The organism is Anaeromyxobacter oryzae (assembly GCF_023169945.1).
GTDB classification, from domain to species: domain Bacteria; phylum Myxococcota; class Myxococcia; order Myxococcales; family Anaeromyxobacteraceae; genus Anaeromyxobacter; species Anaeromyxobacter oryzae.
Genome location: NZ_AP025591.1, coordinates 588,243 through 614,721, shown reverse-complemented (window position 1 = coordinate 614,721; position 26,479 = coordinate 588,243). Strand labels below are relative to the sequence as shown.

General features: G+C 72.4%; 19 protein-coding genes. 14 read left to right on the top strand and 5 right to left on the bottom strand.

The annotated features are described in order from the left end of the window. Positions 1-155 precede the first annotated feature (155 nt). Entirely contained in the window at positions 156-1,055 is a 900-nt protein-coding gene (locus AMOR_RS02560; protein WP_248358126.1) for a DMT family transporter, read from the top strand. A 61-nt stretch (positions 1,056-1,116) separates the two neighbouring features. Here the strand turns inward: AMOR_RS02560 and AMOR_RS02555 are convergent, their stop codons facing one another. Together AMOR_RS02555 and AMOR_RS02550 are read right to left on the bottom strand one after the other, a co-directional pair. Next, the gene (locus tag AMOR_RS02555) at positions 1,117-2,340 is read right to left on the bottom strand and encodes an NAD(P)/FAD-dependent oxidoreductase (RefSeq protein ID WP_248358124.1); all 1,224 of its coding nucleotides are present in this window, start codon (positions 2,338-2,340) and stop codon (positions 1,117-1,119) included. Between the two features lie 232 nt (positions 2,341-2,572). Continuing rightward, positions 2,573-3,886 (bottom strand): cytochrome P450, encoded by a 1,314-nt coding sequence (locus tag AMOR_RS02550; protein WP_248358122.1) that lies wholly within the window; start codon positions 3,884-3,886, stop codon positions 2,573-2,575. 425 nt (positions 3,887-4,311) lie between these two features. Here AMOR_RS02550 and fusA point away from each other — a divergent pair, with 425 nt between their 5' ends. The 3 genes from fusA (at position 4,312) to AMOR_RS02535 (ending at position 8,823) form a co-directional block, all read left to right on the top strand. Beyond that, positions 4,312-6,402: an elongation factor G gene (gene fusA / locus AMOR_RS02545; RefSeq protein ID WP_248358120.1), complete on the top strand. Its 2,091-nt coding sequence runs from the start codon at positions 4,312-4,314 to the stop codon at positions 6,400-6,402. A 14-nt stretch (positions 6,403-6,416) separates the two neighbouring features. Next, positions 6,417-7,709, top strand: a complete 1,293-nt coding sequence (locus AMOR_RS02540; protein ID WP_248358118.1) for a hypothetical protein — start codon at positions 6,417-6,419, stop codon at positions 7,707-7,709. Positions 7,710-8,136: 427 nt separating this feature from the next. Beyond that, complete coding sequence (locus AMOR_RS02535; protein WP_248358116.1) at positions 8,137-8,823, top strand: OmpA/MotB family protein; 687 nt, start codon at positions 8,137-8,139, stop codon at positions 8,821-8,823. A gap of 62 nt (positions 8,824-8,885) precedes the next feature. On the opposite strand, the gene AMOR_RS02530 is transcribed toward AMOR_RS02535, so the two are convergent. Then, positions 8,886-9,464, bottom strand: coding sequence for a DUF4337 family protein (locus AMOR_RS02530; RefSeq protein WP_248358114.1), 579 nt, complete (start codon positions 9,462-9,464; stop codon positions 8,886-8,888). Between the two features lie 21 nt (positions 9,465-9,485). Here AMOR_RS02530 and AMOR_RS02525 point away from each other — a divergent pair, with 21 nt between their 5' ends. Further along, positions 9,486-10,403: a DUF427 domain-containing protein gene (locus tag AMOR_RS02525; RefSeq protein ID WP_248358112.1), complete on the top strand. Its 918-nt coding sequence runs from the start codon at positions 9,486-9,488 to the stop codon at positions 10,401-10,403. Between the two features lie 89 nt (positions 10,404-10,492). Continuing rightward, on the top strand, positions 10,493-11,080 hold the full coding sequence (locus AMOR_RS02520; RefSeq protein ID WP_248358109.1) for a 50S ribosomal protein L11 methyltransferase: 588 nt from the start codon (positions 10,493-10,495) through the stop codon (positions 11,078-11,080). A gap of 102 nt (positions 11,081-11,182) precedes the next feature. Here the strand turns inward: AMOR_RS02520 and AMOR_RS02515 are convergent, their stop codons facing one another. Further along, positions 11,183-13,105, bottom strand: a complete 1,923-nt coding sequence (locus AMOR_RS02515) for an LTA synthase family protein (RefSeq protein WP_248358107.1) — start codon at positions 13,103-13,105, stop codon at positions 11,183-11,185. Between the two features lie 218 nt (positions 13,106-13,323). On the opposite strand from AMOR_RS02515, the gene AMOR_RS02510 reads away from it, so the two are divergent. Continuing rightward, a complete protein-coding gene (locus AMOR_RS02510) occupies positions 13,324-13,563 on the top strand; it encodes a hypothetical protein (RefSeq protein WP_248358105.1) in 240 nt (79 codons plus the stop codon). A gap of 143 nt (positions 13,564-13,706) precedes the next feature. Next, entirely contained in the window at positions 13,707-14,720 is a 1,014-nt protein-coding gene (locus AMOR_RS02505; RefSeq protein WP_248358103.1) for an alpha/beta hydrolase family protein, read from the top strand. Here the strand turns inward: AMOR_RS02505 and prpR are convergent. Next, positions 14,690-16,624, bottom strand: coding sequence for a propionate catabolism operon regulatory protein PrpR (gene prpR, locus AMOR_RS02500; RefSeq protein WP_248358101.1), 1,935 nt, complete (start codon positions 16,622-16,624; stop codon positions 14,690-14,692). The two genes, AMOR_RS02505 and prpR, sit on opposite strands and share 31 nt — an antisense overlap. Positions 16,625-16,863: 239 nt before the next feature. On the opposite strand from prpR, the gene AMOR_RS02495 reads away from it, so the two are divergent. The 6 genes from AMOR_RS02495 (at position 16,864) to AMOR_RS02470 (ending at position 26,475) form a co-directional block, all read left to right on the top strand. After that, positions 16,864-19,281, top strand: coding sequence for a 3-hydroxyacyl-CoA dehydrogenase/enoyl-CoA hydratase family protein (locus AMOR_RS02495; RefSeq protein WP_248358099.1), 2,418 nt, complete (start codon positions 16,864-16,866; stop codon positions 19,279-19,281). Between the two features lie 50 nt (positions 19,282-19,331). Further along, entirely contained in the window at positions 19,332-20,504 is a 1,173-nt protein-coding gene (locus tag AMOR_RS02490) for an acetyl-CoA C-acyltransferase (protein WP_248358097.1), read from the top strand. Positions 20,505-20,534: 30 nt separating this feature from the next. Next, positions 20,535-22,313, top strand: coding sequence for an acyl-CoA dehydrogenase family protein (locus AMOR_RS02485; protein WP_248358095.1), 1,779 nt, complete (start codon positions 20,535-20,537; stop codon positions 22,311-22,313). 23 nt (positions 22,314-22,336) lie between these two features. Further along, entirely contained in the window at positions 22,337-24,370 is a 2,034-nt protein-coding gene (locus tag AMOR_RS02480) for an NADPH-dependent 2,4-dienoyl-CoA reductase (RefSeq protein ID WP_248358093.1), read from the top strand. A gap of 300 nt (positions 24,371-24,670) precedes the next feature. Then, on the top strand, positions 24,671-25,474 hold the full coding sequence (locus AMOR_RS02475; protein WP_248358091.1) for an electron transfer flavoprotein subunit beta/FixA family protein: 804 nt from the start codon (positions 24,671-24,673) through the stop codon (positions 25,472-25,474). Between the two features lie 38 nt (positions 25,475-25,512). Continuing rightward, a complete protein-coding gene (locus AMOR_RS02470) occupies positions 25,513-26,475 on the top strand; it encodes an electron transfer flavoprotein subunit alpha/FixB family protein (RefSeq protein ID WP_248358090.1) in 963 nt (320 codons plus the stop codon). Positions 26,476-26,479 lie beyond the last annotated feature (4 nt).

Sequence of the window (26,479 nt, the reverse complement as noted above, 5' to 3'; positions counted from 1 at the left end):
GCAGGAGTTGGTCGCCATGGAGTGCACGTGAAGAGCATTGCGGGTTCTTCGGCGGGCGGTTCTCGCCATCGTCGTCATGCAGGACGGCTCGAGCGACACCTCCCCCGCGCCGGCTCTCACGGAGCACCCCACCCGCCGCCGCAGGAGATGACGCGATGACCCGCCGCGGCTGGATCCTGTTCCTCGCGCTCGGGGTGATCTGGGGCGTTCCTTACCTCCTCATCAAGGTCGCCGTTCGCGAGCTCACCCCGGCGAGCCTGGTGTTCCTGCGCACGGCGCTCGGGGCCGTCCTCCTCCTGCCCGTGGTGATCCGTCACGGGAACTTGCGCGCCCTGCTCGCGCACTGGCGCCCGATCGCGCTCTTCACGGTCGTCGAGATGGGGATCCCGTGGCTGCTCCTCTCGCACGCGGAGCAGCACGTGACGAGCTCGCTCGCGGGGCTGTTCATGGCGAGCGTGCCGCTCGTCGGAGGCGTCCTTGCGCGCGTCACGGGAGGCCACGAGCCGCTCGGCGTGCGGCGCTCCGTCGGCCTCGTGGTGGGGCTCGCGGGGGTGGTGGCGCTGCTCGGGCTCGACCTCGGCCGCGGCGATACGCTCGCGATCGTGGCGCTCGCGATCGTGGCGCTCGGCTACGCCGTGGGCCCGATGATCATCTCGCGCCGGCTGGCGGACCTGCCCGTGCTCGACGTGGTGGCGGCGTCGCTCGCGCTCTGCGCGATCGGCTACGCGCCGGCCGGGCTGGCGCAGCTCCCGGCCACGATGCCTGCGCTGGACGTGATCGGCGCCGTCGTGGTGCTCGGGGTCGCGTGCACGGCCGTCGCCTTCCTGCTCTTCTTCCGGCTGATCGCGGAGGTCGGTCCGGTGCGGGCGACGGTGATCACGTACGTGAACCCGGCCGTCGCGGTGGCGGCGGGGGTGGCGTTGCTCGGCGAGCCCTTCACGCTGGGGACGGGCGCCGGGTTCGTGCTCATCCTCGCCGGCTCGTGGCTCGCGACCGGCCCCGCGTCGGTGGGATCCGGTGCGGCGGAGCCCGGGGAGACCGTCGCAGCGGAGTGAACGCGGGGCGGCGTTCGCGAGGTGCGACACCGTCCGCTCGTCGGAGGCGTCTCGGCGACGATCAGCTCGGGGCCATCGAGGCCTGGCCGGAGGACGTCATCGCGCGGACGTTCTCCGCGGAGAAGAACTCCGCGGGGGAGATCGTTCCGGCGTTCATCTGCGCGAACCGGGTCATCGCCTGCTGGTTGCCGCTGATCGCGCGGAACAGCTGCTGCACCTCCGGCGGTGGCGGCTCGAGCGTCGCGAGCTGGCACGTGAACTCGTACATGGAGAGCACGTGCTCGTCGCGGTCGCGCTGGTAGTCGCGCATCGCCTCGTCGAACGGGCGAGCTCCGGTGAGGGCTTCGTCCAGGGCGCTCACGCACCGCTCGGCGTCACGGAAGGCGTCCATGATCCCCTGCGCGGTGATCGGGTCCTTGTTGTACCCGGCGTCGCCGACCAGCGCCCACCCGGGGCCGTACGGCTTCCGGAAGAAGTTCGGCACCGGCGTGCCGGCGAACCGCTCCACGCGCTTCGCGCCGCGAAGCCGATCGGCGAACTCCGGCACGAGCTCGAGCACCGCGAGGTAGTTGCCCTCGACGTCCTTCTTGATCGCCTCGAACTCCGAAAACGGCCATCCAGCGACGATCATCGTCAGGCCGTCGTGGGTCGGCGCCACCCCGAAGCCGCGGTGCGGGAGAACGTAGGTCTCGAACCGCCCGCCCATCGGAAGACCGCTCCAGTAGGTGTAGTAGGGAGCAAGGAGCGGCGGCTTCTCGTGGTATCGCTCGGGACGGACCTTCTCGGCCACGAGCGAGTGCCGTCCGTCCGCACCGACGACGACCTCGGCGTGCTCCGTGACCGGGGCCCCGCCGCTCGCGCGGCCCTTGATCCCGACGACGCGCCCGCCCTCGGCGACGATGTCCTCGACGGTGAAGCCTTCGCGGATCTCCGCCCCGGCGTCCACCGCGGCGTCGACGAGCAGCTTGTCGAGCACGGTGCGGCGCGGGCAGTACGCCACCGGGAACTCCGCGGTCCCGGGCGAGCCGCTCAGAACGAAGCGTCCGAAGTCGAAGGCGTACGTGTGGACAGCCGGGCAGCCCGTCGCGACCAGGCGGTCGAGCAGCCCCCACCTCGACAGGGCAGCCACGCCGAGCGGGTGCACCATGTGCGTGGAGAGCGTGTCGCTCGGGAACGTGGCGCGATCGACCATCAGGACCCGGTAGCCGCGGCGCGCGAGCAGCATCGCCGTCGGCGAGCCGGCACAGCGCGCTCCCACGATGATGGCGTCGTACGTCCTCGCCATGTCGGGCTCCTTTCGTTCACGCCCGTGCGTGCCCCAGTCCCGCTCGCGCATGCACTTGTCGACTCCACCGCGGGTCGCAACCAGGTCGCGTCCGTCCGGTTGGGTCGGCCGCTCGCCACCGCGGGCGGCCGGACGTGGCGTGCGATCGCCCGACGGCCGCACCGCCGGCGCGACGGGGCCGTCCGTCACTCGGCGCGCGCGAGCGGCGAGGGTCCGCGCGGGGGGGTGGCGATCATGGGAGCCCTCCGGTGCCGGTCGGCCGCAGGATCATCGGCACGCCGGGCTTCGGACGCAGCGTGAGCCCGGGCTCGACGTCGACGCGGGAGCCCGGCACGAGAGCGAGCTCGTAGCGCTGCGCGACCATCGCGACCACGAGCTGCAGCTCGATCGACGCCAGCCAGGTCCCGATGCAGCTGCGTGGTCCGCCTCCGAACGGAAAGTACGCGAACGGCGCTGAACGACGCTCGGGCGCGAACCGATCAGGATCGAAGCGGTCGGGCTCCGGCCAGAAGGCAGGGTGGCGATGCGTCACGAACGGGCTCAGCAGGACGATCGAGCCCGCCGCGATCCGATGACCACGGATGCAATCGTCCTGAAGCAGCGTGCGAGCGGTCACCCAGGTGGGCGGATAGAGGCGCAGGACCTCATCGATGACCCGGCGCGTGTGGACCAGCGTGGGGAGATCGTCCGCGCCCGGCGAGCGGCCATCGAGAGCTTCGCGAACCTCCGCACGAACGGCCTCGCTGGCGGCGGAATTCGTCGACAGCACGTAGAAGGTCCACGCCAGCGCGCTCGCGGTGGTGGTGTGGCCGGCGAAGAGGATCGCCTTCAGCTCGTGGCACAGATCGGCAGCGCGCATCCGTTCGCCGCCCCCGACGTCGTGCGCGTCCAGCAGCGACGCGAGCAGCGTCCCTGCAGGCGGAGCATCCTCGCAGGCGCGAGCGACGTTCGTGCAGACGAAGGTGTCGATCGTCCGCAGCGCGGTCTGGAACCGGCGCTGGGCAGGCGTCGGAAGCCCGAGCGAGCCGAGAGGACTCCAGAGCCGACGATTGGCATGCTGCAAGGCCTGGTCGAGCGCCTCACCGACGGCTCGAGCCTGCGCCTCGCCGACATCGCCGAACACCAGCTCGACGATGACCTCCTGCGTCAGATGGGTCATCTCTCGCGCCACGTCCACGGTCTCGCCGCGCGCCGCGATCGACGCCCAGCGGTCGAGCATCTGCGCCGTCGTCCGGGTGACGATGGGGAGGGACGGGAGCAGCGACCTGGGCCGGAAGGCTGGCCGCATCAGGCGGCGCTGGCGGCGCCAGTGCTCGCCGTCGATGGTCGTGAGACTGTCGCCGAAGACCGCTCTCACGCGCGAGGCCGTCGGAGCCTTCGCATGGAGACCCTGATCGTCCTCGAGCACGTGCCGTACGTCCTCGGGGTGGCTCAGCAGATACGCTCGGCGGCGCCCGAACGGCATGCAAACGACGTCGCCGTACCGGCGCATGCTCTCCAGGAAGAAGCCGAGCGGATCTCGCCGCGCCAGGAGGAAGACGCCCATGACGGGATGACCGCGAGGACCGGGAGGCGTGTCATCGCCGCGGCGCAGTCCGCCGAGCATGCTCCGTAACTAGCCCGTCGGAACGCGCTCCGCCGCAAGAGCAGTTCATCGCCCGGTCCAGCCCATCGGCGCGCCACGGCCACGATCCCCTTCGGGACCGCCTCCGGGCGCTCCCCGGAGGCCGCCGCGCGGTGCCGAGTTGCATCACCGCCCTCGAATATGCGAGGTTGCGCGCGCGCGACGAGGTGATGTGGGTGAACGTCGCGCATCATCGCACCCGCCGCGCGGCTCGCGAGAATGAACGCGACGCGCGACGGGTTCGTCACGAGCGGCGTCCATGCTCGCCCGACGGATGAACGGGCAGCCGCGCCGCGCAACCGATTCGCCCCATGTCGCTCGGTCCGCCGCGCAGGTGGAGGTAAGACGTGTACACGGATTTCTCGAAGCTCCGGAACATCGGGATCTCGGCCCACATCGACAGCGGGAAGACCACGCTGACGGAGCGGATCCTCTTCTACACGAACCGCATCCACGCCATTCACGAGGTGAAGGGCAAGGACGGCGTCGGCGCCAAGATGGACTCGATGGAGCTCGAGCGCGAGCGCGGCATCACCATCGCCTCCGCCGCGACGCACTGTGAGTGGAAGGGGCTCCACTTCAACATCATCGACACCCCCGGGCACGTCGACTTCACGATCGAGGTCGAGCGGTCGCTGCGCGTCCTGGACGGCGCGATCCTGGTGCTCTGCGCCGTCGCCGGCGTCCAGAGCCAGTCGCTCACCGTCGATCGCCAGATGCGCCGCTACAAGGTGCCGCGCGTCGCGTTCGTCAACAAGTGCGACCGGTCCGGCGCGAACCCGCTCCGGGTGAAGGATCAGCTCCGCGAGAAGCTCCAGCACAATCCGGTGCTGATGCAGCTCCCGATCGGCCTCGAGGACAAGTTCGAGGGCGTCGTCGACCTCGTGTCGATGAAGGCGGTCCGCTTCGGCGGCGAGGACGGCCAGGAGATCACCGAGTCCGAGATCCCCGCCGCGATGCAGGCGGAGGCGGCCAAGGCGCGCGAGGAGATGCTGGACGCCGCGTCCATGTTCTCCGACGAGCTGACCGAGGCGATCCTCGAGGACCGCGTCACCGAGCAGCTCATCAAGGCGGCGATCCGCAAGGGGACCATCGAGCTGAAGCTCACGCCGGTCTTCATGGGCTCGGCGTACAAGAACAAGGCCGTCCAGAAGCTGCTCGACGGCGTCGTCGACTACCTCCCGGATCCGACCGAGGTCGTCAACGAGGCGCACGACCTCACGAAGGACGAGCAGAAGGTCGTCATCACGATCGACAACGACAAGCCGACCGTCGCCCTCGCGTTCAAGCTCGAGGACGGCCGGTACGGCCAGCTCACGTACCTGCGCATCTACCAGGGCAAGCTGCAGCGCGACATGTTCATCACGAACATGCGCACCAAGAAGGACCACCGGATCGGGCGGCTCGTGCGCATGCACGCGGACGAGATGGAGGACATCGACGCCGCCGGGTCGGGCGACATCGTCGCGATGTTCGGCATCGAGTGCAACTCGGGCGACACCTTCACCGACGGCACGGTCAAGCTCAACATGACCTCGATGCACGTGCCGGATCCGGTGATCTCGCTCTCCATCAAGCCGGTCGACTCGAAGAGCGAGACCAACATGGGGAAGGCGCTCCGGCGCTTCACCCGCGAGGACCCGACCTTCCGCGCCGGCGTCGACGAGGAGAGCAGCGAGACGATCATCCGCGGGATGGGCGAGCTGCACCTCGAGGTCTACATCGAGCGGATGAAGCGCGAGTACAACGCGATCGTCGAGGCCTCCCCGCCGCAGGTCGCCTACCGCGAGACCGTCAGCCAGCGCGCCGAGTTCGCCTACACGCACAAGAAGCAGACCGGCGGGTCGGGCCAGTTCGGCCGGGTGTGCGGGTACATCGAGCCGTGCGAGCAGAACTACGAGTTCGTCGACGACGTGGTCGGCGGCGCCATCCCCCGCGAGTTCATCTCCTCGGTCGAGAAGGGCTTCAAGTCCATGCTCGCCAAGGGCCGTCTGCTCGGGTTCCCGGTGGTGAACGTGCGCGTCGTCATCAACGACGGCGCGAGCCACGCGGTCGACTCGTCCGACATCGCGTTCCAGGAGGCCGCGCGCGGCGCGTGGCGTGAGGGCTTCGACCGCGCGAAGCCGCGGCTCCTCGAGCCGATCATGAAGGTCGTCGTCGAGACGCCCTCGGAGTTCTCGGGCGGCGTCCTCGGCGGGCTCATGCAGCGGCGCGCCATGATCATCGGCTCGCAGGAGGACGGCCAGCTGTCCCGGATCGAGGCCGAGGTTCCGCTCGCCGAGATGTTCGGGTACTCCACGACGCTCCGGTCCTCCACGCAGGGCAAGGCGGAGTTCACGATGGAGTTCTCCCGGTACCTGCCGGTCCCCGCCGCGATGTCCGAGGAGCTCATGAAGAAGGAAGCCGCCAAGAAGGCGGCCGCGGCCGGCAAGAAGTAGCTTCCCCCCGGGCCATGATCCGGCAGGAAGCGATCCTCCAGAGTCCGCTGCGGATCCTCGACCGGTGGATCCGCGGCGGCCTCGGCAAGGGTCACCTGGGCGTGATCATGGCGCCGGCGGGCGTCGGGAAGTCTGCCTGCCTCGTGCAGATCGGGCTGGACGCGCTGCTGCGCGAGAAGCCCGTCCTTCACGTCGCGGTCGGGCAATCGGTGGAGCACGTCTCCGCCCGCCACGACGCGCTCTTCGACGAGCTGGCGGAGCGCGTCGACCTGGCCGACCGCGGGCGCGTGCGCGAGTCGATCGCCCACCGGCGGCTCATCTGGTCGTCGGCGGAGGGCACCTCCGGCGCGCGCGCGCTCGACGAGGCGCTGGCGGCGTTCCAGGCGAACCTCGGGCTCGTGCCCCACACCATCCTCGTCGATGGCTTCGACTGGGGCGAGCCCGGGTGCACCGCGACCGTCGGGGCGTTCAAGGAGAGCGCGGCTCGCGTCGGCGCCGAGCTCTGGATGACTGCGCGCGCCGCGCGCGGCCCCGAGCTCGGTCGCGGCCCGCGCATCTTCCCGCTGGCGGACGACAGCGCCGCGCTCGTCGACGTCGGCGTCTTCCTGCAGCCCCACGGACGGCACGCCCGGCTGACGCTGGTGAAGGACTTCGAGCGGTCCCCAGCGACCGACGTCTCGCTCGTGCTCGAGGGCGGGACGCTGCGGCTGCCGAGAGACGACGAGGCGCCGCCGCCGCTCGAGCTCTCCCCGGGGGACTTCACGCTGCTCGCGAGCGCGTCCTCCGGCGCCGAGGAGGAGTTCGGCGTCTGCGCCGAGCGATGGGGCGTCCGGGAGGTGAACTTCACGTTCGGCGGCCGTCGCGGGATCGCCCGGACGCGCGGGCTCGTCGAGTTGAGCGAGGACGAGCTGAGGATCGGCGAGGTCAGCGCCGCCTACGTGAAGACGCACATGCACCGCGCGTTTCCGGACTCGGCGGAGCTGCGGCGCGTGCTCCAGGCCATCTGGCACCAGGTGAGCACGGCGGGCGAGGTGTTCTCCGTCGGGGCCGTCAACGCCGACAAGACTGCGCACGGCGGGACGGGCTGGGCGGTCGAGCTGGCGCGGCACTGGGGAAGGCCGGTCCACCTGTTCGACCAGGAGCGGAAGCGCTGGCTCCGGTGGGACGAGCGGGACTGGGTCGACGTGGCGCCGCCCGCCATCACGCACGAGAGGTTCGCGGGCGCCGGCACGCGATCCCTGTCCGACGACGGCCGCGCGGCGATCCGCGCGCTGTTCGAGCGGAGCTTCGGGGCTCCGCGATCGTAGGCAGTCCGTACGACGGCTCGCCGGACCTGGCGGGGCTCGTCATTCGGCGGTCCGCTCCAAAGAGCTTGACCGTTCGCGGCGCGCGGTCGGTGCGACGCTGGAGACTGAACAGTCGCCCGTGGGTTGCCGAGGGGCGGCCTGGGCGACGATCCTTACGGTGATGCACGTAGCCCCAGCACGCCGAGCGCTCGGGCGAGGGCGCCGGGAGGAGCCGGCGTTGTGTGCCATCGCCCTTCCGCTCGTGCATCACGCGGACGTCGACATCGAGCGCGCGAGCCGCGCGCGTGGTGAACAATTCAACGTGCGGCCTTGGTCGCACCTCGGATGAGCGATCGCGCGCGGCCCCGGCTGCGAGAACATTCCAGCCGTCGGGGCGCCCCGGGAAGAAGGCGCGTGGGCGCATCCAGACGTCGCGGAGGAGGATCGCATGTCCAGGCTGATGCTCGTTCTGGGGATGGCGGCCATCATCGGCTGCGCAGGAATCAGCAAGGAGCAGTACGGCGCCAAGGAGGCGGAGGCGGCGAAATACAAGGCGGCGTTGCAGGACGAGAGCGGCAAGGTGGCCGCGCTCGAGGCCAAGGCCGCGTCGCTCGAGCAGCAGAACGCGGCGCTGCAGACTCAGGTGAGCACGGCGCAGTCGCAGCTCGAGACGACGACGGCCAAGCTGACGGAGCAGAGCGGGGAGTACGAGAAGCTCAAGGACCGGACGATCCGGCTCAACGAGCGGCTGCTCTTCAAGGAGGGCTCGTCGAAGCTCACCCCCGAGAACAAGCGCACCCTCGACGCCATGGCGGACGCGATCTCGCAGGTGAAGGACAAGGCCGTCCTCGTCACGGGGTACACGGACAACGCCGAGGCGGGCGGGAAGGGCGCCAAGGTCCAGCGCTGGCAGCTCTCGTCGGCACGCGCACTCGAGGTCGCGAAGTACCTCGCCGGGCGCGGGCTCGATCCGACGCTCATCGGCATCGCCGGCTTCGGCGAAGGCAGGCCCATCGCCGCGAACGACACGCTCGCGAACCGGGCCCTGAACCGCCGCGCCGAGATCGCGCTCACCCCGCCCACCATCGAGCTCAAGACCGTCGACGTGAACCCCGCGACGGTGGAGATGAAGTAGCCCGAGTCCGGCCGTTGCTCTCGGGACCTGGCCCGCAGGATGGCCGCGTGGGCCTCGCCTGGTCAGCGGAGCGCCATCAGGGCCGAGATGATCCCGGCGCCGCCGAGCGCCAGCGAGCAGACCCAGACGATCCGGAGCCGTGTGAGCGCCGCGACCGCCCCGAGGGCGATCGCAACCTGGAAGAAGGCGACGGCGGCCGCGTAGCGGTGGTGTGCGTGGAGGAGGTGCTCCGCCTCCCGCTCGCGCGCGTCCCGCTCCGCCTCCTTGTCCCTGGCCTTCGCCTGGATGTCCTGCTGCTCGTCGGCGTATTGCCGCTGCCGCGCGAGCGTCTCGGCTGGAGCGGCCTTCCCGGCGGCCAGCCAGGCGGCCGCGACTGCGTCCGCGACCGCGCCCTTCACGCCCTTCGCCTGGTAGTAGGCCCACTGATCGCTCGCCTCGGCCTGGAGCCGCGTCGCCTCCGTCTTGAGCGCGAGCGCCTCGTTCACCGTCGAGCCCGCCTGCAGGCTCGCGCCCGCTGCGAGCGCAGCGAGGACGGAGGTGGTGAGCGCGATGGTCCGCACGAGCGATCCGCCGTCGTGCTCCGCCTCTTCGTGGATGGCCTCGTGCAGTCGCTCGGTCTCGACCTCGGGTCCCTCGGGCATCGGCTCGTCGCTCCCTTCGAGATGATCCCCACCTCATATCGTGGCTCGAGCGCCTTTCGCACGGTCGCCGGCGAGGGCCCCACGCCGCCGATCGGTCTGCCGCCGGGCGAGTCGATCCAGCCCGGATTGGCGCTGCACCCGACCGGCCCGGTCGACCAGGATCCGGCGGACGTCGCGACGGGGGCGAGCGTGGAACATCGCGGGCGGGTTCGGGTGGAGCGCGGGCAGAAGCGGGTGAGGGGATTCCTCGGCGGGCAGCTCGTCTTCGACACGCGGGCGCCGGTCCTGGTCTGGGAGGTGCCCTACTACCCGGCCTACTACGTCCCGCTCGGCGACGTGCGGGCCACGCTGATCCCCGCCCCCCGGCGCGAGCAGTCGCCCAGCCGCGGCGAGGCGGAATACTTCGACGTGAAGGTGGAGGGGCGGACCGTCCGCGAGGCGGCGTGGCGGTACCCGAGATCGCCGCTGGAGGCGCTCCGCGAGCTGGTGCGCTTCGAGTGGAAGGCCCTCGACGAGTGGCTGGAGGAGGACGAGCCGATCTACGTCCACCCGCGCGATCCCTACACGCGCGTGGACGTCCTCGCCAGCTCGCGCCACGTCGAGGTGGTCGTCGAGGGCGTCAAGGTCGCCGAATCGCACCAGCCGCGGATCCTCTTCGAGACCGGCCTTCCGCCCCGGTACTACCTGCCGCTCGCCGACGTGCGCCTCGAGCTGCTCGTCCCCTCCGGCACCACCACCCGGTGCCCGTACAAGGGCACCGCCACGTACTGGTCGCTCCGCGTCGAGGGGCGGCTCCTCGAGGACCTGGTCTGGACCTACCGCGCGCCGTTCGCGGAGGCCCAGAAGATCGCCGGCCTGGTCGCGTTCTACAACGAGAAGGTGGACCTCTACGTCGACGGCGAGCTGCAGCAGCGGCCGAGGACGCCCTTCTCGGACTGACGTCGGCGTGGCAATGGCGCGGACGTCGCGAGCCGCGCACCTCGCCAGCCAGCGAACCACGGGCGGGCAACTTCGCCGATACTGCGCCGATGAGCTCGACGCCTCCGCTCCCGGCGCATCCCTTCCGCGTCCGCCACCCCGGAGACGGCCTCGGCGCGCCGGCCCCGCTCGATCTCATCGTGGAGGGCAGTGCCTTCGGCAGCGGCACGCATCCGACCACCATGAGCTGCCTGGAGGTCCTCGCCGCCCTCGCCCCGCTCGAGGGCCTCCGCGTGCTCGATCTCGGGAGCGGCACCGGTATCCTCGGTCTCGCCGCCCTCCGGCTCGGCGCCGCGGGCGCTCTCTGCGTGGACGTCAACCCGGAGGCCGTGGCGAGCTCTCTGCGCTCCGGAGAAGCGAATGGGCTGGCGGACAGGCTCTCGCACAGGGCCGGCACGGCGAGTGACCTCGCCGGCGAGGCGTTCGACCTCGTGGTCGCCAACATCGGCGGCGAGCTGCTCATCGACGAGGCTGCCTGCGTCGCGCCGCTGGCCCGGCGCGGCGGGCGGCTGCTGCTCTCGGGCGTGCTGTCGGGCTATGCCGCGGATCTCCAGGCGGCCTATGCGGCGCAGGGCTGCCGCGTCGTCGAACGACGCTTCCCGGGCGCGTGCTGCACGATCCTGATGACGCGAGGGTGATGCTCGGTGCGAGCGGGATCTCGAGCTGAATGAGTTCACGCGGGCCGCCGGATCGCGAACACGGCGTCGACCGCTCGCGTCACGGCCTCCACGGGGCAGCGATCAGGGATGCCCCCGTGCGTGGAGCATCCCGGGCGGCGCCGGCAGCATCCACCGGAAGAGATCCTGGTTCACCTCCGCGCGCGATATCCGAAGCTCCCGCGCGGCGTGGTCCGCGAGCGCGTCGCAGCGCGCGGGCGGCACCGGCGCGCCGGTCGGCGCCTCGAGGCAGGCGAGCGGCCCCCAGCGTCCTTCCGGGGAGAGGTACACGAGCTCCGGCGACACCGCGGAGCCGTCCGGGAACACCACCGGCCGCGGCGGATCGGAGACGAGGCTGCGCCCGTGGAAGAACGACGTCTCCGGCGGCACGCCGAGCAGATCGGCGACCGTCGGCGCCACGTCGAGCTGGCCCGCGGGCGCCGGCCGTGGCCCCGCATGTGCGCCGGCGGGCAGCCGCACGAGGAGCGGGATCCGTCTCTCGTACGTGAGCCACCGGTCGGCGCGCGCGGGAACGTCGACGAGCTCCGTGCCGGAGGCCGTCCGGGAGACGCCGTTGTGGTCGCCGTAGACGACGAGGATGGAGCGGTCGAGCACGCCCGTCGCGCGGAGCCGCTCGACGAGCGCCCCGACGGCTGCGTCGGTGAACCGGACCGAGTTCAGGTAGTCGCCCACCATCGTCCCCTCGAGGGCGCCGAGCGGCAGCGCGCGCGGCAGGTTCGGATCGACGAAGGGCGCGTGGTTCGAGAGCGTGACGAGGACGGCGTAGAAGGGCTCGGGCAGCGTCGCGAGGCGCTCCGCCGCCTGCTCGACGAAGCGCACGTCCGAGAGCCCGAGGCCGATCACCGGGCTCGCGTCGAAGTCCCGGATGCTGAAGAACCGCTCGTACCCCATCGTCGGGTACATCCGGTCGCGGTTCCAGAAGTTCGGCCAGTTCGCGTGCATGGCCACCGTGCGGTAGCCGGCCTCGCGCAGCACCTCGGGGAGGCAGCGGAGACGGGCGTCGTAGCGCTCCGTGAACACCGCGCCCGTCTCGAGCGGGTAGAGCGAGCACCCCGCGAGCAGCTCCGCGTCGGAGGTCGTCCCCTGGCCGACCTGCGAGAACGCCTCGGGGAACGTGAGGCTCTCGTGCGCGAGGCGATCGAGGCTCGGCGTCACCGGTGCGCCGTTCACGATCCGTCCGACCGCGGACGCCTGGACGGACTCGAGCTGCACCACGATGACGTCCTTCCCGCGCTGCGTTCCGTGGAGCGGACCGGCCGGCACCGTCCGTGCGCGGTGGTAGGCGATCGCCTCCGGGAGCGACGAGCGCGCGGAGCGGTCGAGGCGGCGCAGCGCGAACGTGGCGGCGTCGAACAGCTGGTACCCGACCACGTTCAGCGCCGTGGCGACCTCGGTGCGCGCGATCCCCATGTGACGCGGGCCGGTGAGCGGTCGCTCGAGGAGCGGGGCGGCGGCGGTCGTGAAGAGCACCACGCCCGCGATCGCCAGCGCGTTCGCGTGCCACCGACGGGTCGGCGAGGGCTCGCGGCCGCGCCACACGGCGGCCATGAGCGCGAGCACGGCGACGTCCGCCCACAGGGGCGCGTCGCCCCGACGGAACAGCGGCAGGATGGCGCCTCGAACCTGCGCCGCCTGCGAGGCGAAGGCGAGGGTCGCGACGGAGCCGAGCTCGGAGAACTGCCGATGGTAGAGGATGTGGGCCTGGTAGACGGCCGTGAGCGTGGCGTCGAGCGCGAGCAGCGCGATGAGCTGCGCACGCCCGTGATACCGGAGCGCGATGCCGAGCACGACCATCGCGACCGCCACGCTCGCCACGAACGCGGTCGCGGGCACCGATGCGCCTCCCTGGAAGGCTGGCGACCACAGGAGCTGCTTTGCGACGAGCCAGGCCCCGAGCACCGCGGGCACCAGGACGGGGCGGACGGCGCGCCCGGCGCGGCGCGCGAGGAGGATCACGACACCCGACCATCGGGGCAACGGCGGCACGTCGGCAAGGTAGCGGGACGCGACGCGCGGCGCCCGGGAACTCCACCGGTGAGGACCGAAGGCGGGCTCACGCCACGCGACGCGTGGCGCGCCCGGCTGAAGCCGTCGTGGCGTTCGGGCGCACCGGGTCGGAGCGCCCGCGGCGGAGGCCCGCCATCGGGCGACGAGATCACGCGCGGTCTGCGCGAAGATTCCTCCTCGACGCGAGGAGGCCCGGAATGATCGCCGACGACGTGGTGGTCGCACGCGCACCGACCGCGGACTGGGACCGCGCCGAGCGCGAGGCGCGGCAGGCGGCGGCGTTCGTGGCGGCGTTCGTGGGCGTGCCCGCCGTGGTCGCCGCCTCCACCGCCCTCGCGATCTTCGCGCTGACGTCGCTCGTGCTCCTCGCGCCGCTCGTCGCCGCAGTGCTGACCTGGGTGGCGTGGCGCTACGGACGGCCGGAGCGCGGGGGCTGACCCGTCGCTGCCAGCCCCGGACGAGGAGCGCGCCGCGGACCCGGCGCGGGCCTCCGGCGCGCCGAGAGCGCGACGAGCGTACACGCGAGGCCGTGCGCCGCGAGGAGGACGCCCGGCCCGGCGCCGGTCAGGACCGTGAAGAGATGAGAAGCGCCGCAAGGATCGTCTCGGTCGTCGCCATCGCGGTCCTGCTGGTCGTCACCCTCGTCGTCGTCCGCCTCCGGCTAGAGGACCCCTTCGCCACGTTGCCACGGGCGCCGCCGGCCGCGCTCGTCGCCGAGCGCGAGGCGTGGGCCGAGCGCTGGCGCGACCGGACTCTCGTCCACGTGACCCTCGACGGCGGCGCGGTGGGGCCGGTGCGCTTCGTCGTGAGCCTGCCGGAGCCGCTGCCGGAGACTCCGCTTCCGGTCGTCGTCGTGCTCGGAGGCCTGCGCGGAGGGTCGAACGCGATCCGCGAGCTCGGCGAGGTCGCCGGGGACGCCGGCCCGAACGCGATCGTGGGCTTCGACTGGCCGTTCCCGGACCGGGAGCCCGGCCTCCTCGAGATCGTGCTCGAGTCTCCGGCGTGGCGCCGGAACGCGCTCTCCGTGCCGGGCCAGGTCGACGTGCTGCTGCGGTGGGCGGCGGATCGGCCCTGGGCGGATCGCGGGCGGGTGAGCTTGCTCGGGTTCTCGCTCGGCGGCTTCGTCGTGCCGGCGGCCCAGTGGCTCGTGGAGCGGCGCGGCGAGAACATCGGCTGGACGGTGATCGCCTACGCCGGCGCTCCGATCGGCGACGTCATCGCGCGACATCCGAAGGTGAAGCCACGGTGGCTGGCGGGCGCGCTCGGCGCGGCCTCCGACCTCCTGCTCCGCCCCGTCGAGCCGTCGTTCTACCTGCCGGAGCTTCACGGTCGGTTCCTCCTGCTCGGCGGACGCACGGACCGGTTGATCGCGCTCGCAGCGGCGGAGCGGATGCGGAGGCTGACGCCGCAACCGAACACCGTGCGGTTCATGGAGGGAGACCACATGGGCGTCGGCGCGGGGAAGCAGGCGCTGCTGCGCGAGGTGATCGCGTCGACGCGGGCGTGGCTCCTCCAGGAGGGCGCGATCGAACCTCCGCGCGCGCGCGCCGACGGACCGGCGCCTCAGCCCGGCCGCTCGCCGAGCTTGCGGTAGATGGTGGACCGTCCGATCCCGAGCCGGCGCGCGGCCTCGGAGACGTTGCCACCGCACTCCGCCACGACGCGCCGCAGGACGGTCATCTCCTGCTTCTCGCGCGCCTCCCGCGCCGTGCCGTGCGGCGGGGCGGCCGGGGGCGTCTCGAGCAGCTCCGGGAGCACGAGGCGCAGGCTCGACTCGAGCCGTTCCTTCGGCGGCGCGCCAGTCGAGAAGAGCAGCGCGAGGCGCTCGAGGACGTTCTCCAGCTCCCGGACGTTCCCGGGCCAGGCGTAGCCTTCGAGCTGAGGCCGGACCAGCGCCAGCGCGCGCGCGTGCGCCCCGGGGACCCCGTGGCGCGCCAGCGCGCGCTTGAGCAGCTCGGACGCGATCACGACGGTGTCCCCCGGGCGCTCCCGGAGCGCCGGGATGTGGAGCGGCAGGATGTGCAGCCTGAAGTACAGGTCGCTGCGGAACTGGCCGGCGGCCATCGCCTGCCGCAGGTCCCGGTGCGTGGCCGCCACCACGCGCACGTCCACCGGCGTCGGGTCGTTGCTGCCGAGCCGTAGCACCTGCCGCTCCTGCAGGACCCGGAGCAGCCGCGTCTGGAGCATCACCGGCAGATCGCCGATCTCGTCGAGGAAGATCGTCCCGAGGTGCGCCGCCTCGAAGAGGCCGGGGCGTCCGCCGCGTCGCGAGCCGGTGAAGGCGCCCTCCTCGTACCCGAAGAGCTCCGACTCGAGGAGCGTCTCGGGGAAGGCGGCGCAGTTGATGGCGACGAAAGGGTGCTTCGCGCGACGGCTCGCGGCGTGGATGCCCTGCGCGACCAGCTCCTTCCCGGTGCCGCTCTCGCCCGTGACGAGGACGGTCGCGTCGGTGCGGGCGTACCGCTCCGCCAGCTCCCGGACGTCCCGGATGGCCGGGGAGTCGCCGAGGAGGCCGTCGAGCGAGTAGCGCGCCTCGAAGCGGCGCGGGCGATGCCGGGAGCGGAGCCGCTGGTCGAGCCGCTCCACGAGCGTCTCGTCGTGGCACGCCAGCACGGCGCCCTCGATCACGCCCCGCTCCCGCAGCGGGATCCGGCTCGCCACCACCGTCCGGCTCCCGAGCCGCTCCACGCTGTCGTGCTCGGCCGCGCCGGACTCGAGCACGCGGTCGAGCCCGAGCTGCGGCTGGAGTGAGGAGAGCGGACGCCCGAGTGCCTCCGCCTCGGAGATGCCGAGGAGCCGCTGCATCATCGGGTTCACCGAGACGACCCGCTCGTTCGCGTCCACCGCCGCGATCGCGACCTCCATCCGATCGACGACCCGCTGCAGGTGCTGCCTCCGCGCCGCCTCGGCGCGGACGATCTTCGCGATGTCGGCGGCCTGCTGCACCGCGATCGACAACGAATCGGTGCCGTAGAGCAGCACGGCCTCGAGGCCCGCCTGCTCGGCGAGGTCGCAGACCGGCCCGGGACCGACGATCACCTCGAAGCCGCGCGCTGCGAGGTCGCCGACGTGCGCGCGGGCCTCCTCGGGCGAGACGTAGGGGAGCTGCGCGATCTCCTCGAAGTCGAGGATGTCGCGCGCCTGCTCGAGGCCCGGCACCACCCGGACGAAGTTCACCACGCCGATGCGCGGCGACGCCCTGCGGGCCTGCACGAGCGCTGCGAGCGCGTCCACCGTCGAGGCGCCCACGACGACCACCGGCAGGTCGGCGTGGTCCCGCAGGTACGCGCCGTTCGACCCGGCGGCCACCAGCACGTCGACGACCTCGCCGGCGCCGCGGAGCTCCCGCAGCGTCTTCAGCGCCTCCTCGAAGCCCTTGTCGAAGACCCGGACCTCCGCGACGTCCGCCATGCGCGGCGCGACGCTCTCGAACACCTTCCGGAGCCGGCTCGTGCTGAAGGCCCAGACCACCGGGCGAGTCGCGGACGCGTGGGTCATGCCGTCTTCTCCTGTCCCGCGCGAATAGCACACCTGTCCCAGTGCGGGACACCGGGCGGCCCCGAGCGGGGGCGTCCGGGCGCGCGTCGCGGGGATTCCCGAGCGCCGTCCGAGGCCTGGGCTCGTGACGTGCCACTCGAGGCGCGTGGTCCGGCGGTTGCAGCGTCCGTCCAGCACATCGACGCGAGCGGCCTCGTCGGCGCCCGCTCACCGCGCAGCTCACGCGCCCGGAGGACCCGATGAACCCCGCTCCCGCAGACGATCGCTCCATCACCCTGCGGATCGACCGCGTCGCGGTGCTCGGGGCCGGCGTGATGGGCGCGACCATCGCCGCGCACCTCGCGAATGCCGGGCTCCGCGTCCTCCTGCTCGACGTCGTCCCGAAGGAGCCGACGCCGGACGAGTCGGCCGCGGGCCTCACGCTGAACGACCGGGCGGTGCGGAACCGGGTCGCGACGGCCGGGCGGGCGGGGCTCGCGCAGATGAGGCCGTCGCCGCTCTATCTCGCCTCCGACCTCGACCGGATCGAGGTGGGCAACCTCGAGGACGACCTCGCGCGGCTGCGCGAGTGCGACTGGGTGGTCGAGGTGGTGGTCGAGAACCTCGCCGTGAAGCGGCAGCTGCTCGGGGAGAAGGTGGCCCCGCACGTCGCCGCGCACGCCGTCCTCTCCACCAACACCTCGGGGCTGTCGGTGAACGCGCTCGCCGACGCGCTGCCCGCCTCCCTGCGTCCCCGGTTCCTCGTCACCCACTTCTTCAACCCGCCGCGCTACATGCGGCTGCTCGAGATCGTCCCGAGCCGCCACACGGATCCGGAGGTGACCCGGCGCATGGCGGAGCTCCTGCGCCGGCGGCTCGGCAAGGGCATCGTCCACGGCAAGGACACGCCCAACTTCGTCGCGAACCGGATCGGGGTCTTCGCGATGTGCAACGCGATCCATCACATGCTCGACCTCGGCCTGACGGTGGAGGAGGTGGACGCGGCGTCCGGGCCCGCCACGGCCCGGCCGAAGAGCGCCTGCTTCCGGACCGCGGACCTCGTCGGCATCGACACGCTGCTGCACGTCGCGAGGAACTCGTTCGAGCTCCTGCCGGACGACCCGCAGCGCGAGACCTTCCGGCTGCCCGGCTTCGTGACCGACATGGTGGCGCGCGGGCTGCTCGGCGACAAGGCGAAGCAGGGCTTCTACCGGAGGACGCGGGGCGAGAAGCGAGAGACGCTCTACTTCGACCACCGCACCGGGGAGTACGTCGCCGCGCGGCGGCCCAGGTTCGCTTCCGTCGACGCCGCGCGGGGGATCGACGATCCGGCGCAGCGGCTCCGGGCCGTGCTCGCAGGGTCGGACGCGGCGGCGACGCTCGCCTGGCGCAACCTTCGCGACACGCTCCTCTACGCCTTCGAGAGGATCCCGGACATCGCCGACGACGTGGTGAACGTCGATCACGCGATGCGGTGGGGATTCAGCTGGGAGCTCGGACCCTTCGAGATGCTCGACGCGATCGGCGCGGCCGAGCTCGTGCGGCGCGCCGAGGCCGACGGCGTGCGGGTGCCGGAGAGGCTCCGGTCGATCTCGCGCTTCTACGCCGTCGAGGATGGCCGCCGGAGGTTCCTCGACCTGGGCGGCGGCGGCTGGCGCGACGTCCCGGTGGCGGCCGGGGAGATCGATCTCCGGCTCCTCGAGGAGGCCGGCGCGGTCGTGGAGCGGAACGCCGGCGCCTCGGTGCTGGACCTCGGCGACGGGGTCTTCTGCCTCGAGTTCCACTCCAAGATGAACGCCATCGGTGGCGACACGCTCTCCATGGTCCACCGGGCCGTCCGGCGCGCCGAGGCGGAGGGGCAGGGGCTCGTCATCGCGAACCAGGGGAAGAACTTCTCCGTCGGCGCGAACCTGGCGCTCCTCGTCGCCGCGATCGCCGAGGGCGCCTGGGACGACGTCGCGCTCACCGTCTCCGCCTTCCAGAAGGCGACCATGGCGTTGAAGTACTCCCGGGTTCCGGTCGTGGCGGCGCCGCACGGCCTCGCGCTGGGCGGGGGGTGCGAGCTCTGCCTGCACGCGGACGCGATGAACCCGCTCGCCGAGACGTACATGGGGCTCGTCGAGGTCGGCGTCGGCCTCCTCCCCGCCGGCGGCGGCACGAAGGAGCTGGCGCTCCGCGCCATCCGCCTCGCGGAGCAGTACGAGACCGACGTCTCGCCCTTCATCACGAAGTCCTTCACCACGATCGCGATGGCGAAGGTCTCGACCTCCGCGGCGGAGCTCGAGTCGCTCGGACTCCTGCGCCACGGCGACGGCATCACGCTCGCCCCGGATCGGCTCATCCACGACGCCAAGCAGAAGGTCCTCGCGCTCGCCGCGAGCTACCGCCCGTCGCAGCCGGCGAGCGGCCTCCCCGCGCCGGGCCGGAGCGTCGCCGCCAGCATCGCGACGCAGCTCTGGAACATGCGCGCGGGCGGCTTCATCTCGGAGCACGACGAGACGATCGGCCGCGCGATCGCCGGCGCGATGACCGGCGGTGACGTTCCGGCCGGCACGCTCGTGACCGAGCAGTGGCTCCTGGATCTCGAGCGCGAGGCGTTCCTGAGGCTCTGCGGGGAGCGGAAGACCCTGGAGCGGATCCAGCACATGCTGAAGAAGGGAAAGCCGCTCCGCAACTAGCCGGCGCCACCGCCGTTCCGCACACGCACCGCACGCACCGGAGAGCCTCCATGAGCGCAGCCTACGTCCTCGCCGCCGTCCGAACCCCCGGCGGGAAGGCCAAGAAGGGGAAGCTGAAGGACGTCCGGCCCGACGATCTGGCCGCGCTCGCGATCCGCGCGCTGCTCGACCGGTCCGGGATCGACCCGCGGGACGTGGAGGACGTCCTCCTCGGCTGCGCGTTCCCGGAGGGCGAGGCCGGCATGAACGTCGGGCGGATCGCGGCGATGAAGGCGGGGCTGCCGCACGAGGTGCCGGGACAGACGGTGAACCGGTTCTGCGCCTCGGGCCTGCAGACCATCGCCACCGCGGCTGAGCGGATCCTCGCCGGCGGCGCGGACTGCGTGATCGCCGGGGGCACCGAGTCGATGAGCCTCATCCCGATGGGCGGGCAGAAGTTCAGCGCCAACCCGGGGCTCGCCGGCGCTTGGCCCGAGGCGTACGCCTCCATGGGGATCACCGCCGAGATCGTCGCGCGGAAGCACCAGGTCTCGCGCGCGGACCAGGACGCCTTCGCCGCCGAGAGCCACCGGCGCGCGGCCGCGGCGCAGGAGACCGGCCGGTTCGGGGACGAGCTCGTGCCCGTCGCGGTGGAGACCGCGGCGCTCGTCGGCGGCAAGCTTCGCAAGCGCACCGAGACGCTGGCCGCGGACGAGGGGGTCCGGCGCGACACGTCCCCCGAGGCCCTCGCGAGGCTGAAGCCGGCCTTCCAGGTGGACGGCACGGTCACCGCCGGGAACTCCTCGCAGATGACCGACGGGGCCGCGGCGGCGCTGGTGGTCTCCGAGGCGTTCCTCGCGCGCACCGGGCTCCAGCCGCTCGGCCGGTTCGTCTCCTTCGCGGTGAAGGGGGTGCCGCCGGAGCAGATGGGGATCGGGCCGGTGGAGGCGATCCCCGCCGCGCTGAAGCGGGCCGGCGTGGCGAGGGGCGACGTCGCGGCCTTCGAGCTCAACGAGGCCTTCGCGGCCCAGGCGCTCGCCTGCGTCCGCGCGCTCGACCTGGACCCCGCGCGCGTGAACCCGCTCGGCGGCGCGATCGCGCTGGGGCACCCGCTCGGCTGCACGGGCGCGAAGCTCACGGCGACGCTTCTCCACGAGCTGCGCAGGTCCGGCGGCCGGTACGGCGTCGTCTCGATGTGCATCGGCGGCGGCATGGGAGCCGCCGCGGTGTTCGAGCGCAGCTGATCCCGCCGGACGACTCACAGGAGGCAGGCCATGGCCAGCAGGCTCTTCAAGGGCGCGGAGTACCTGATCGCGCGGGCGACGAAAGACGACGTCTTCACGCCCGAGGACTTCACCGACGAGCAGCGGCAGATCGCGGACACCACCACGTCCTTCGTGAGGGACGAGGTGCTGCCCGTGTACGAGCGGCTGGAGCGCCAGGAGGCCGGCCTGGCCCGGTCGCTGATGAAGAAGGCGGGCGACGCCGGCCTGCTCATGATCGATGCGCCGCAGCAGTACGGCGGCCTGGAGCTGGACAAGGTGACGAGCGTGCTCGCCGCCGACCGGATGGGGCCGGCGGGCGCCTTCGCGGTCTCCTACTCGGCGCACACCGGCATCGGGACGCTGCCGCTCGTCTACTACGGGACGGACGCCCAGAAGGCGCGCTACCTCGGGAAGATCATCTCGGGGGAGTGGAGCGCTGCGTACTGCCTCACCGAGCCGGGCGCGGGCTCGGACGCGCTCGGCGGCACCACGACCGCCACGCTGACCGCCGACGGCAAGCACTACCTGCTCGACGGGACGAAGCAGTTCATCACGAACGGCGGCTTCGCGGACCTCTTCACGGTCTTCGCCAAGATCGACCGCAAGCACTTCACCGCCTTCCTCGTCGAGCGCACCTTCGAGGGCGTGACCATCGGCCCGGAGGAGAAGAAGCTCGGCATCAAGGGGTCCTCCACGACCTCCGTGATCCTCGAGGGGGCCAAGGTGCCGGTGGAGAACGTGCTCGGCGAGATCGGCAAGGGGCACAAGATCGCCTTCAACGTGCTGAACGTCGGGCGGTTCAAGCTCGGCGCCAACGTGAACGGCGCGGCGCGCGCGGCGCTCGCCGAGGCGGCGGCCTACGCCAACCAGCGCAAGCAGTTCGGCGTCCCGATCTCCAGCTTCGGCGCGATCCGCGAGAAGCTCGCCGATCGGGTCGCGGACCTCTTCGCGGCGGAGGCGCTGATCTTCCGGCTCGCGGGGATGATCGACGACCGGCTCGCGACGCTCTCGAAGGCCTCGCAACGCTATTACGAGGAGTACCAGCTCGCGGTGGAGGAGTACTCGATCGAGAGCGCCATCGCGAAGGTCTACTGCAGCGAGGTGCTCGCCGACGTGGTGGACGACGTCGTCCAGATCCACGGCGGCTACGGCTTCACCCAGGAGTACAAGGCGGAGCGCCACTACCGCGACGAGCGCATCAACCGGATCTTCGAGGGGACGAACGAGATCAACCGCCTCCTCGTTCCCGGGACCATCCTGCGGCGGGCGATGAAGGGCGAGCTCCCGCTGCACGGCGAGGTCGGGAAGGCGATGGAGGCGATGATGTCGCCGACCGCGGACGAGCCGGACGCCGGCGACGTCTTCGCCGCCGAGAAGGCCACGCTCGCCGGCCTCAAGAAGGTCTTCCTCGTGGTCTCGGGCGCCGCGGTCCAGAAGTTCCGCGAGCGGATCAAGGACGAGCAGGAGGTGCTGCTCGCGCTCGCCGACGTGGCGATCCAGATCTTCGCGATGGAGAGCGCGGTGCTGAGGGCCGACCGGATCTCGCCGGCGCTGTCCGAGGAGCGCCGCGGCATCGTCGGGGACGCGGTGAAGGTCAACGCGTTCGGGGCGGTCGAGAAGGTGGCCAGCGCCGCGCGCCGCGCCGCCTTCTACGTCCTCGACGGCGACGACCTCACGATGATCCTGAGCGGGATCCGGCGCTTCACCCGGTACGATGCCGGCGGGCTCCTCGAGGCCAAGCGCCGGCTCGCCGCCGCCACGCTGGCGCGCGAGCGCTGCCCGCTCTAGGCTCGCGCCCGAGGACCATCGCCTTGGCCGGGCCGTACCCGCACCTGCTCTCCCCGCTCGACCTCGGCTTCACCACCCTGAGAAACCGGGTGGTGATGGGCTCGATGCACACCGGGCTCGAGGACCGTCGCCGCCGGTTCCCCGAGCTGGCCGCGTTCCTGGCCGAGCGCGCGCGCGGCGGGGTGGGGTTGCTCGTCACGGGCGGCTTCGCCCCGAACGTCGAGGGGTGGCTCGCGCCGTTCGGCGCGACGCTGGCCACGCGCGGCGCGGCCCGCGCGCACCGCCAGATCACGGGGGCCGTCCACGCGGAGGGCGGGAAGATCGCGCTCCAGATCCTGCACGCCGGCCGCTACGGGTGGTCCCCGCTGGCGGTCGCCCCGTCGAGGCTCCGGTCGCCCATCTCTCCGTTCACTCCCCGCGCGCTGACGGCGCGGGGCATCGAGCGCCAGATCCGGGCCTTCGTGCGCTGCGCGATCCTGGCGCGCGAGGCCGGCTACGACGGCGTCGAGGTGATGGGCTCGGAGGGCTACCTCCTCAACCAGTTCCTCGCCCCCCGCACGAACCGGCGGTGCGACGCGTGGGGGGGGAGCGTCGCCCACCGGCAGCGCCTCCCGGTGGAGATCGTCGCGCGCATCCGTGCGGCGGTGGGGCGCGACTTCATCCTCGTCTACCGGCTCTCGGTGCTCGACCTCGTGCCCGACGGGAGCAGCTGGGAGGAGACCGTGACGCTCGCCCGCGCCATCGAGCGGGCGGGCGCGACGTTCGTCAACACCGGGATCGGCTGGCACGAGGCGCGGGTCCCGACCATCGCGTCGTCCGTCCCGCGAGCGGCGTTCGCCTGGGCGACGGCCAAGCTGCGGCGGGCGATCGGCATCCCGGTGTGCGCCGCCAACCGGATCAACTCGCCCGACGTCGCGGAGCGCCTCCTGGCGGAGGGGAGCGCCGACCTCGTCTCGATGGCGCGGCCGGTCCTCGCCGATCCGGAGTTCGTCCGGAAGGCGGCGGACGGGCGCGCCGACGAGATCAACACCTGTATCGCCTGCAACCAGGGCTGCCTAGACCACGTGTTCACGGGGCGCCGCTGCTCCTGTCTCGTGAACCCGCGCGCCTGCCGGGAGACGGAGCTCCGCTGGAAGCCAGCCGCCCGTCGCAAGCGCGTCGCAGTGGTGGGCGGCGGCCCGGCGGGGCTCGCGTGCGCGACGGTGCTCGCGGAGCGCGGACACGACGTCGAGCTGTTCGAGGCGGCCGCCGAGGTAGGAGGGCAGCTGGACATGGCGCGGAGGATCCCGGGCAAGGAGGAGTACCGGGAGACGATCCGCTACTTCCGGCGCCGCCTGGAGGTGACCGGCGTCCGCCTCCACCTCGCCCACCGCGCGCGGGCTGCGGAGCTCGTCCAGGGCGGCTACGACGACGTCGTGCTGGCGACCGGCGCGGTGCCGCGCGACCCGCGCATCCCGGGCCAGGACCACCCGATGGTCCTCTCCTACGTGGACGTCCTCCAGCGCGGGGCGCCGGTCGGCGCGCGCGTCGCCGTGGTCGGCGCGGGCGGCATCGGCTTCGACGTCGCGGAGTTCCTCGTCCAGCCGCACGGCGCCGCCGGGCCGGACCTCGCTGCCTGGCTGCGGGAGTGGGGGGTCGCGGATCCCGAACGGGCGCGGGGTGGGGTGGTGGAGCCGCGCCCGGTGCCGCCCGCCCGGCGGGTGTGGCTGCTGCAGCGGAAGGCGACGAAGCCCGGCGCCGCGCTCGGCCGGACCACCGGCTGGATCCACCGCGCGACGCTGGCGATGAAGCAGGTCGAGGTCCTCGCCGGCGTGCGCTACGAGCGGATCGACGACCGGGGGCTCACGATCGCGCTCGGACCGGACCGGCGGGAGCGGCGCCTGCTCGAGGTCGACCACGTCGTCCTCTGCACCGGCCAGGAGCCGCTCCGGGACCTCGAGGCGCCGCTGCGGGCCGCCGGCGTGAAGGTGCACCTCGTCGGCGGCGCCGAGATCGCGGTGGAGCTGGACGCGAAGCGCGCCATCGCCCAGGCGAGCCGCCTCGCCGCCACGCTCTGATCGCGAGCACCGGTCGTGGTGAGCCTGTCGAACCACGATCGGGCGCGGCGAGCCCGCCCTTCGACACGCTCAGCTCGAACGGATGACGCTGTGATCATGCGGCATCACGAGGCGTCGCCCACGCCTCGCCCCCGCGACTGTCCCGGCCGTCCGGACACCTGTCCTGCAGCGGGACAGGCGGCGCGGCACGCCTCGCGCTCGCGCGCCGCCTGAGCCTGCATTTGCGGAGTGAATCCGCCCGGTGGAGCCGGCGTCGTCACCCCGGGAGCCCGTGGTCTGCTCGTTGCAGCAGACCGGGACATGGCGCTCAAGATCCTGGCATCGGTGACGCGGGTCGAGGACCCCGAGTCGAAGATCAAGGTGAAGCCCGACGGCACGGGGATCGTGACCGACGGGGTGAACCACAAGATGAACCCCTTCGACGAGATCGCCGTCGAGGAGGCGCTCCGTCTCAAGGAGAAGCACGGCGGCGAGGTGGTGGTCGCCGCGATGGGCGGGGACGGGTCCGTGACCGAGATCCGCGCCGCACTCGCGATGGGCGCCGATCGCGGCATCCTCGTGCGGCACGACGGCCCGCTCGACCCCGTGGTCGCCTCGGCCCTCCTCGCGAAGCTGTTCGAGGCCGAGAAGCCGGACCTGGTGCTCCTCGGCAAGCAGTCGATCGACGACGACCAGGGCCAGGCCGGCCAGTACCTCGCCGCGCGGCTGGGGCGCCCGCAGGCCACGTTCGCCTCGAAGAAGGAGAGCCTCGAGAGCGAGGCGGAGCGGAGGAAGGAGCCCGGGCTCACGCTGTCCGCCGACGGCAGGTCGCTCGCGGTCGTGCGCGAGGTGGACGGCGGCGTCGAGACGCTCGAGCTGAACCTCCCCGCGGTGGTGACGACGGACCTGCGGCTCAACAAGCCGCGCTTCGCGTCGCTCCCCGGGATCATGAGGGCGAAGAAGAAGGAGGTGAAGGACCTCCAGGCGACCACCCTCGGCGTGGACCTCGCGCCGAAGGTCGTGGTGAGGCGGCTCGCCGAGCCCCCCGTCCGCGCGGGCGGCCAGAAGGTGCAGGACGTCGAAGAGCTCTGGAAGAAGCTCCACGAGGAGGCGAAGGTCCTCTAGGACCTCGCCTCGCGCTCACCGTGAACGGGAGAGATCCGATGTCGAACGTCCTCATCGTGGCCGAGCAGGCGGGCGCCGCGTTGCGCAAGGCGACGCTCCACGCCGTCGCGGCCGGGCGGGAGCTCGCGCGCCGCTCCGGCGGCAGGCTCCACGTGGCGCTCCTCGGTAGCGGCGTGAAGGCGCTCGCGGCCGACCTCGCGAGCCACGGCGCCGAGGTGCACGTCGCAGACTCACCCCGGCTCGCCCATCCGCTCGCCGAGGCGCACGCGCCGGTGCTCGCCGCGCTCGCCAGGGCGGTGGACGCGACCTTCCTGGGCGCGGCCGCGACCGCGTTCGGCAAGGATCTTCTGCCGCGCGCCGCGGCGCTCCTCGAGGCCGGCATGGCGAGCGACGTGCTGGCGTTCCGCGGCGAGGGGCCGGCCATCACCTTCGAGCGGCCGATGTGGGCCGGGAACGTTCTCGCCGAGGTCGAGATCACGACGCGGGTGAAGGTGTTCACGATCCGGCCGACCGAGTTTCCCGCCTCCGCGGCGGACGGCGCGGGCACGGTGCACGACGCGCCGGTCGCGCCGGACGCCGCCGCCCCCGGCACCCGCTTCGTGTCGTTCGACGAGGTGAGGAGCGCGCGCCCCGAGCTGACCGAGGCGCGCGTGGTGATCGCGGGCGGGCGCGGGACGAAGGGCGATTTCAGGGCCCTCGAGGCGCTCGCCGACCTCGTGGGCGGCGCGGTGGGCGCGAGCCGCGCCGCGGTGGACGCGGGCTGGGCGCCGAACGACTGGCAGGTGGGGCAGACCGGGAAGGTGGTCGCGCCGGAGCTCTACCTCGCCGCCGGCATCTCGGGCGCGATCCAGCACCTCGCCGGCATGAAGGGGTCGAAGGTGATCGTCGCGGTCAACAAGGATCCCGAGGCGCCGATCTTCCAGGTGGCCGACTATGGGCTCGTGGGCGACCTCGCCCAGGTGCTCCCGGCGATCGCCGCGAAGGTCGCCTCCAGCCGGTGAGGGC

What these genes read in the sequence shown, in the direction of transcription:
- AMOR_RS02520 (WP_248358109.1), top strand. Translation starts at nt 10,493, where the DNA reads ATGAGCTCGACGCCTCCGCTCCCGGCGCATCCCTTCCGCGTCCGCCAC.
- AMOR_RS02560 (WP_248358126.1), top strand. Translation starts at nt 156, where the DNA reads ATGACCCGCCGCGGCTGGATCCTGTTCCTCGCGCTCGGGGTGATCTGG.
- AMOR_RS02470 (WP_248358090.1), top strand. Translation starts at nt 25,513, where the DNA reads ATGTCGAACGTCCTCATCGTGGCCGAGCAGGCGGGCGCCGCGTTGCGC.
- AMOR_RS02530 (WP_248358114.1), bottom strand. Translation starts at nt 9,464, where the DNA reads ATGCCCGAGGGACCCGAGGTCGAGACCGAGCGACTGCACGAGGCCATC.
- AMOR_RS02510 (WP_248358105.1), top strand. Translation starts at nt 13,324, where the DNA reads ATGATCGCCGACGACGTGGTGGTCGCACGCGCACCGACCGCGGACTGG.
- AMOR_RS02475 (WP_248358091.1), top strand. Translation starts at nt 24,671, where the DNA reads ATGGCGCTCAAGATCCTGGCATCGGTGACGCGGGTCGAGGACCCCGAG.
- AMOR_RS02525 (WP_248358112.1), top strand. Translation starts at nt 9,486, where the DNA reads ATGATCCCCACCTCATATCGTGGCTCGAGCGCCTTTCGCACGGTCGCC.
- AMOR_RS02535 (WP_248358116.1), top strand. Translation starts at nt 8,137, where the DNA reads ATGTCCAGGCTGATGCTCGTTCTGGGGATGGCGGCCATCATCGGCTGC.
- AMOR_RS02555 (WP_248358124.1), bottom strand. Translation starts at nt 2,340, where the DNA reads ATGGCGAGGACGTACGACGCCATCATCGTGGGAGCGCGCTGTGCCGGC.
- AMOR_RS02540 (WP_248358118.1), top strand. Translation starts at nt 6,417, where the DNA reads ATGATCCGGCAGGAAGCGATCCTCCAGAGTCCGCTGCGGATCCTCGAC.
- AMOR_RS02550 (WP_248358122.1), bottom strand. Translation starts at nt 3,886, where the DNA reads ATGGGCGTCTTCCTCCTGGCGCGGCGAGATCCGCTCGGCTTCTTCCTG.
- prpR (WP_248358101.1), bottom strand. Translation starts at nt 16,624, where the DNA reads ATGACCCACGCGTCCGCGACTCGCCCGGTGGTCTGGGCCTTCAGCACG.
- AMOR_RS02485 (WP_248358095.1), top strand. Translation starts at nt 20,535, where the DNA reads ATGGCCAGCAGGCTCTTCAAGGGCGCGGAGTACCTGATCGCGCGGGCG.
- AMOR_RS02490 (WP_248358097.1), top strand. Translation starts at nt 19,332, where the DNA reads ATGAGCGCAGCCTACGTCCTCGCCGCCGTCCGAACCCCCGGCGGGAAG.
- AMOR_RS02495 (WP_248358099.1), top strand. Translation starts at nt 16,864, where the DNA reads ATGAACCCCGCTCCCGCAGACGATCGCTCCATCACCCTGCGGATCGAC.
- AMOR_RS02505 (WP_248358103.1), top strand. Translation starts at nt 13,707, where the DNA reads ATGAGAAGCGCCGCAAGGATCGTCTCGGTCGTCGCCATCGCGGTCCTG.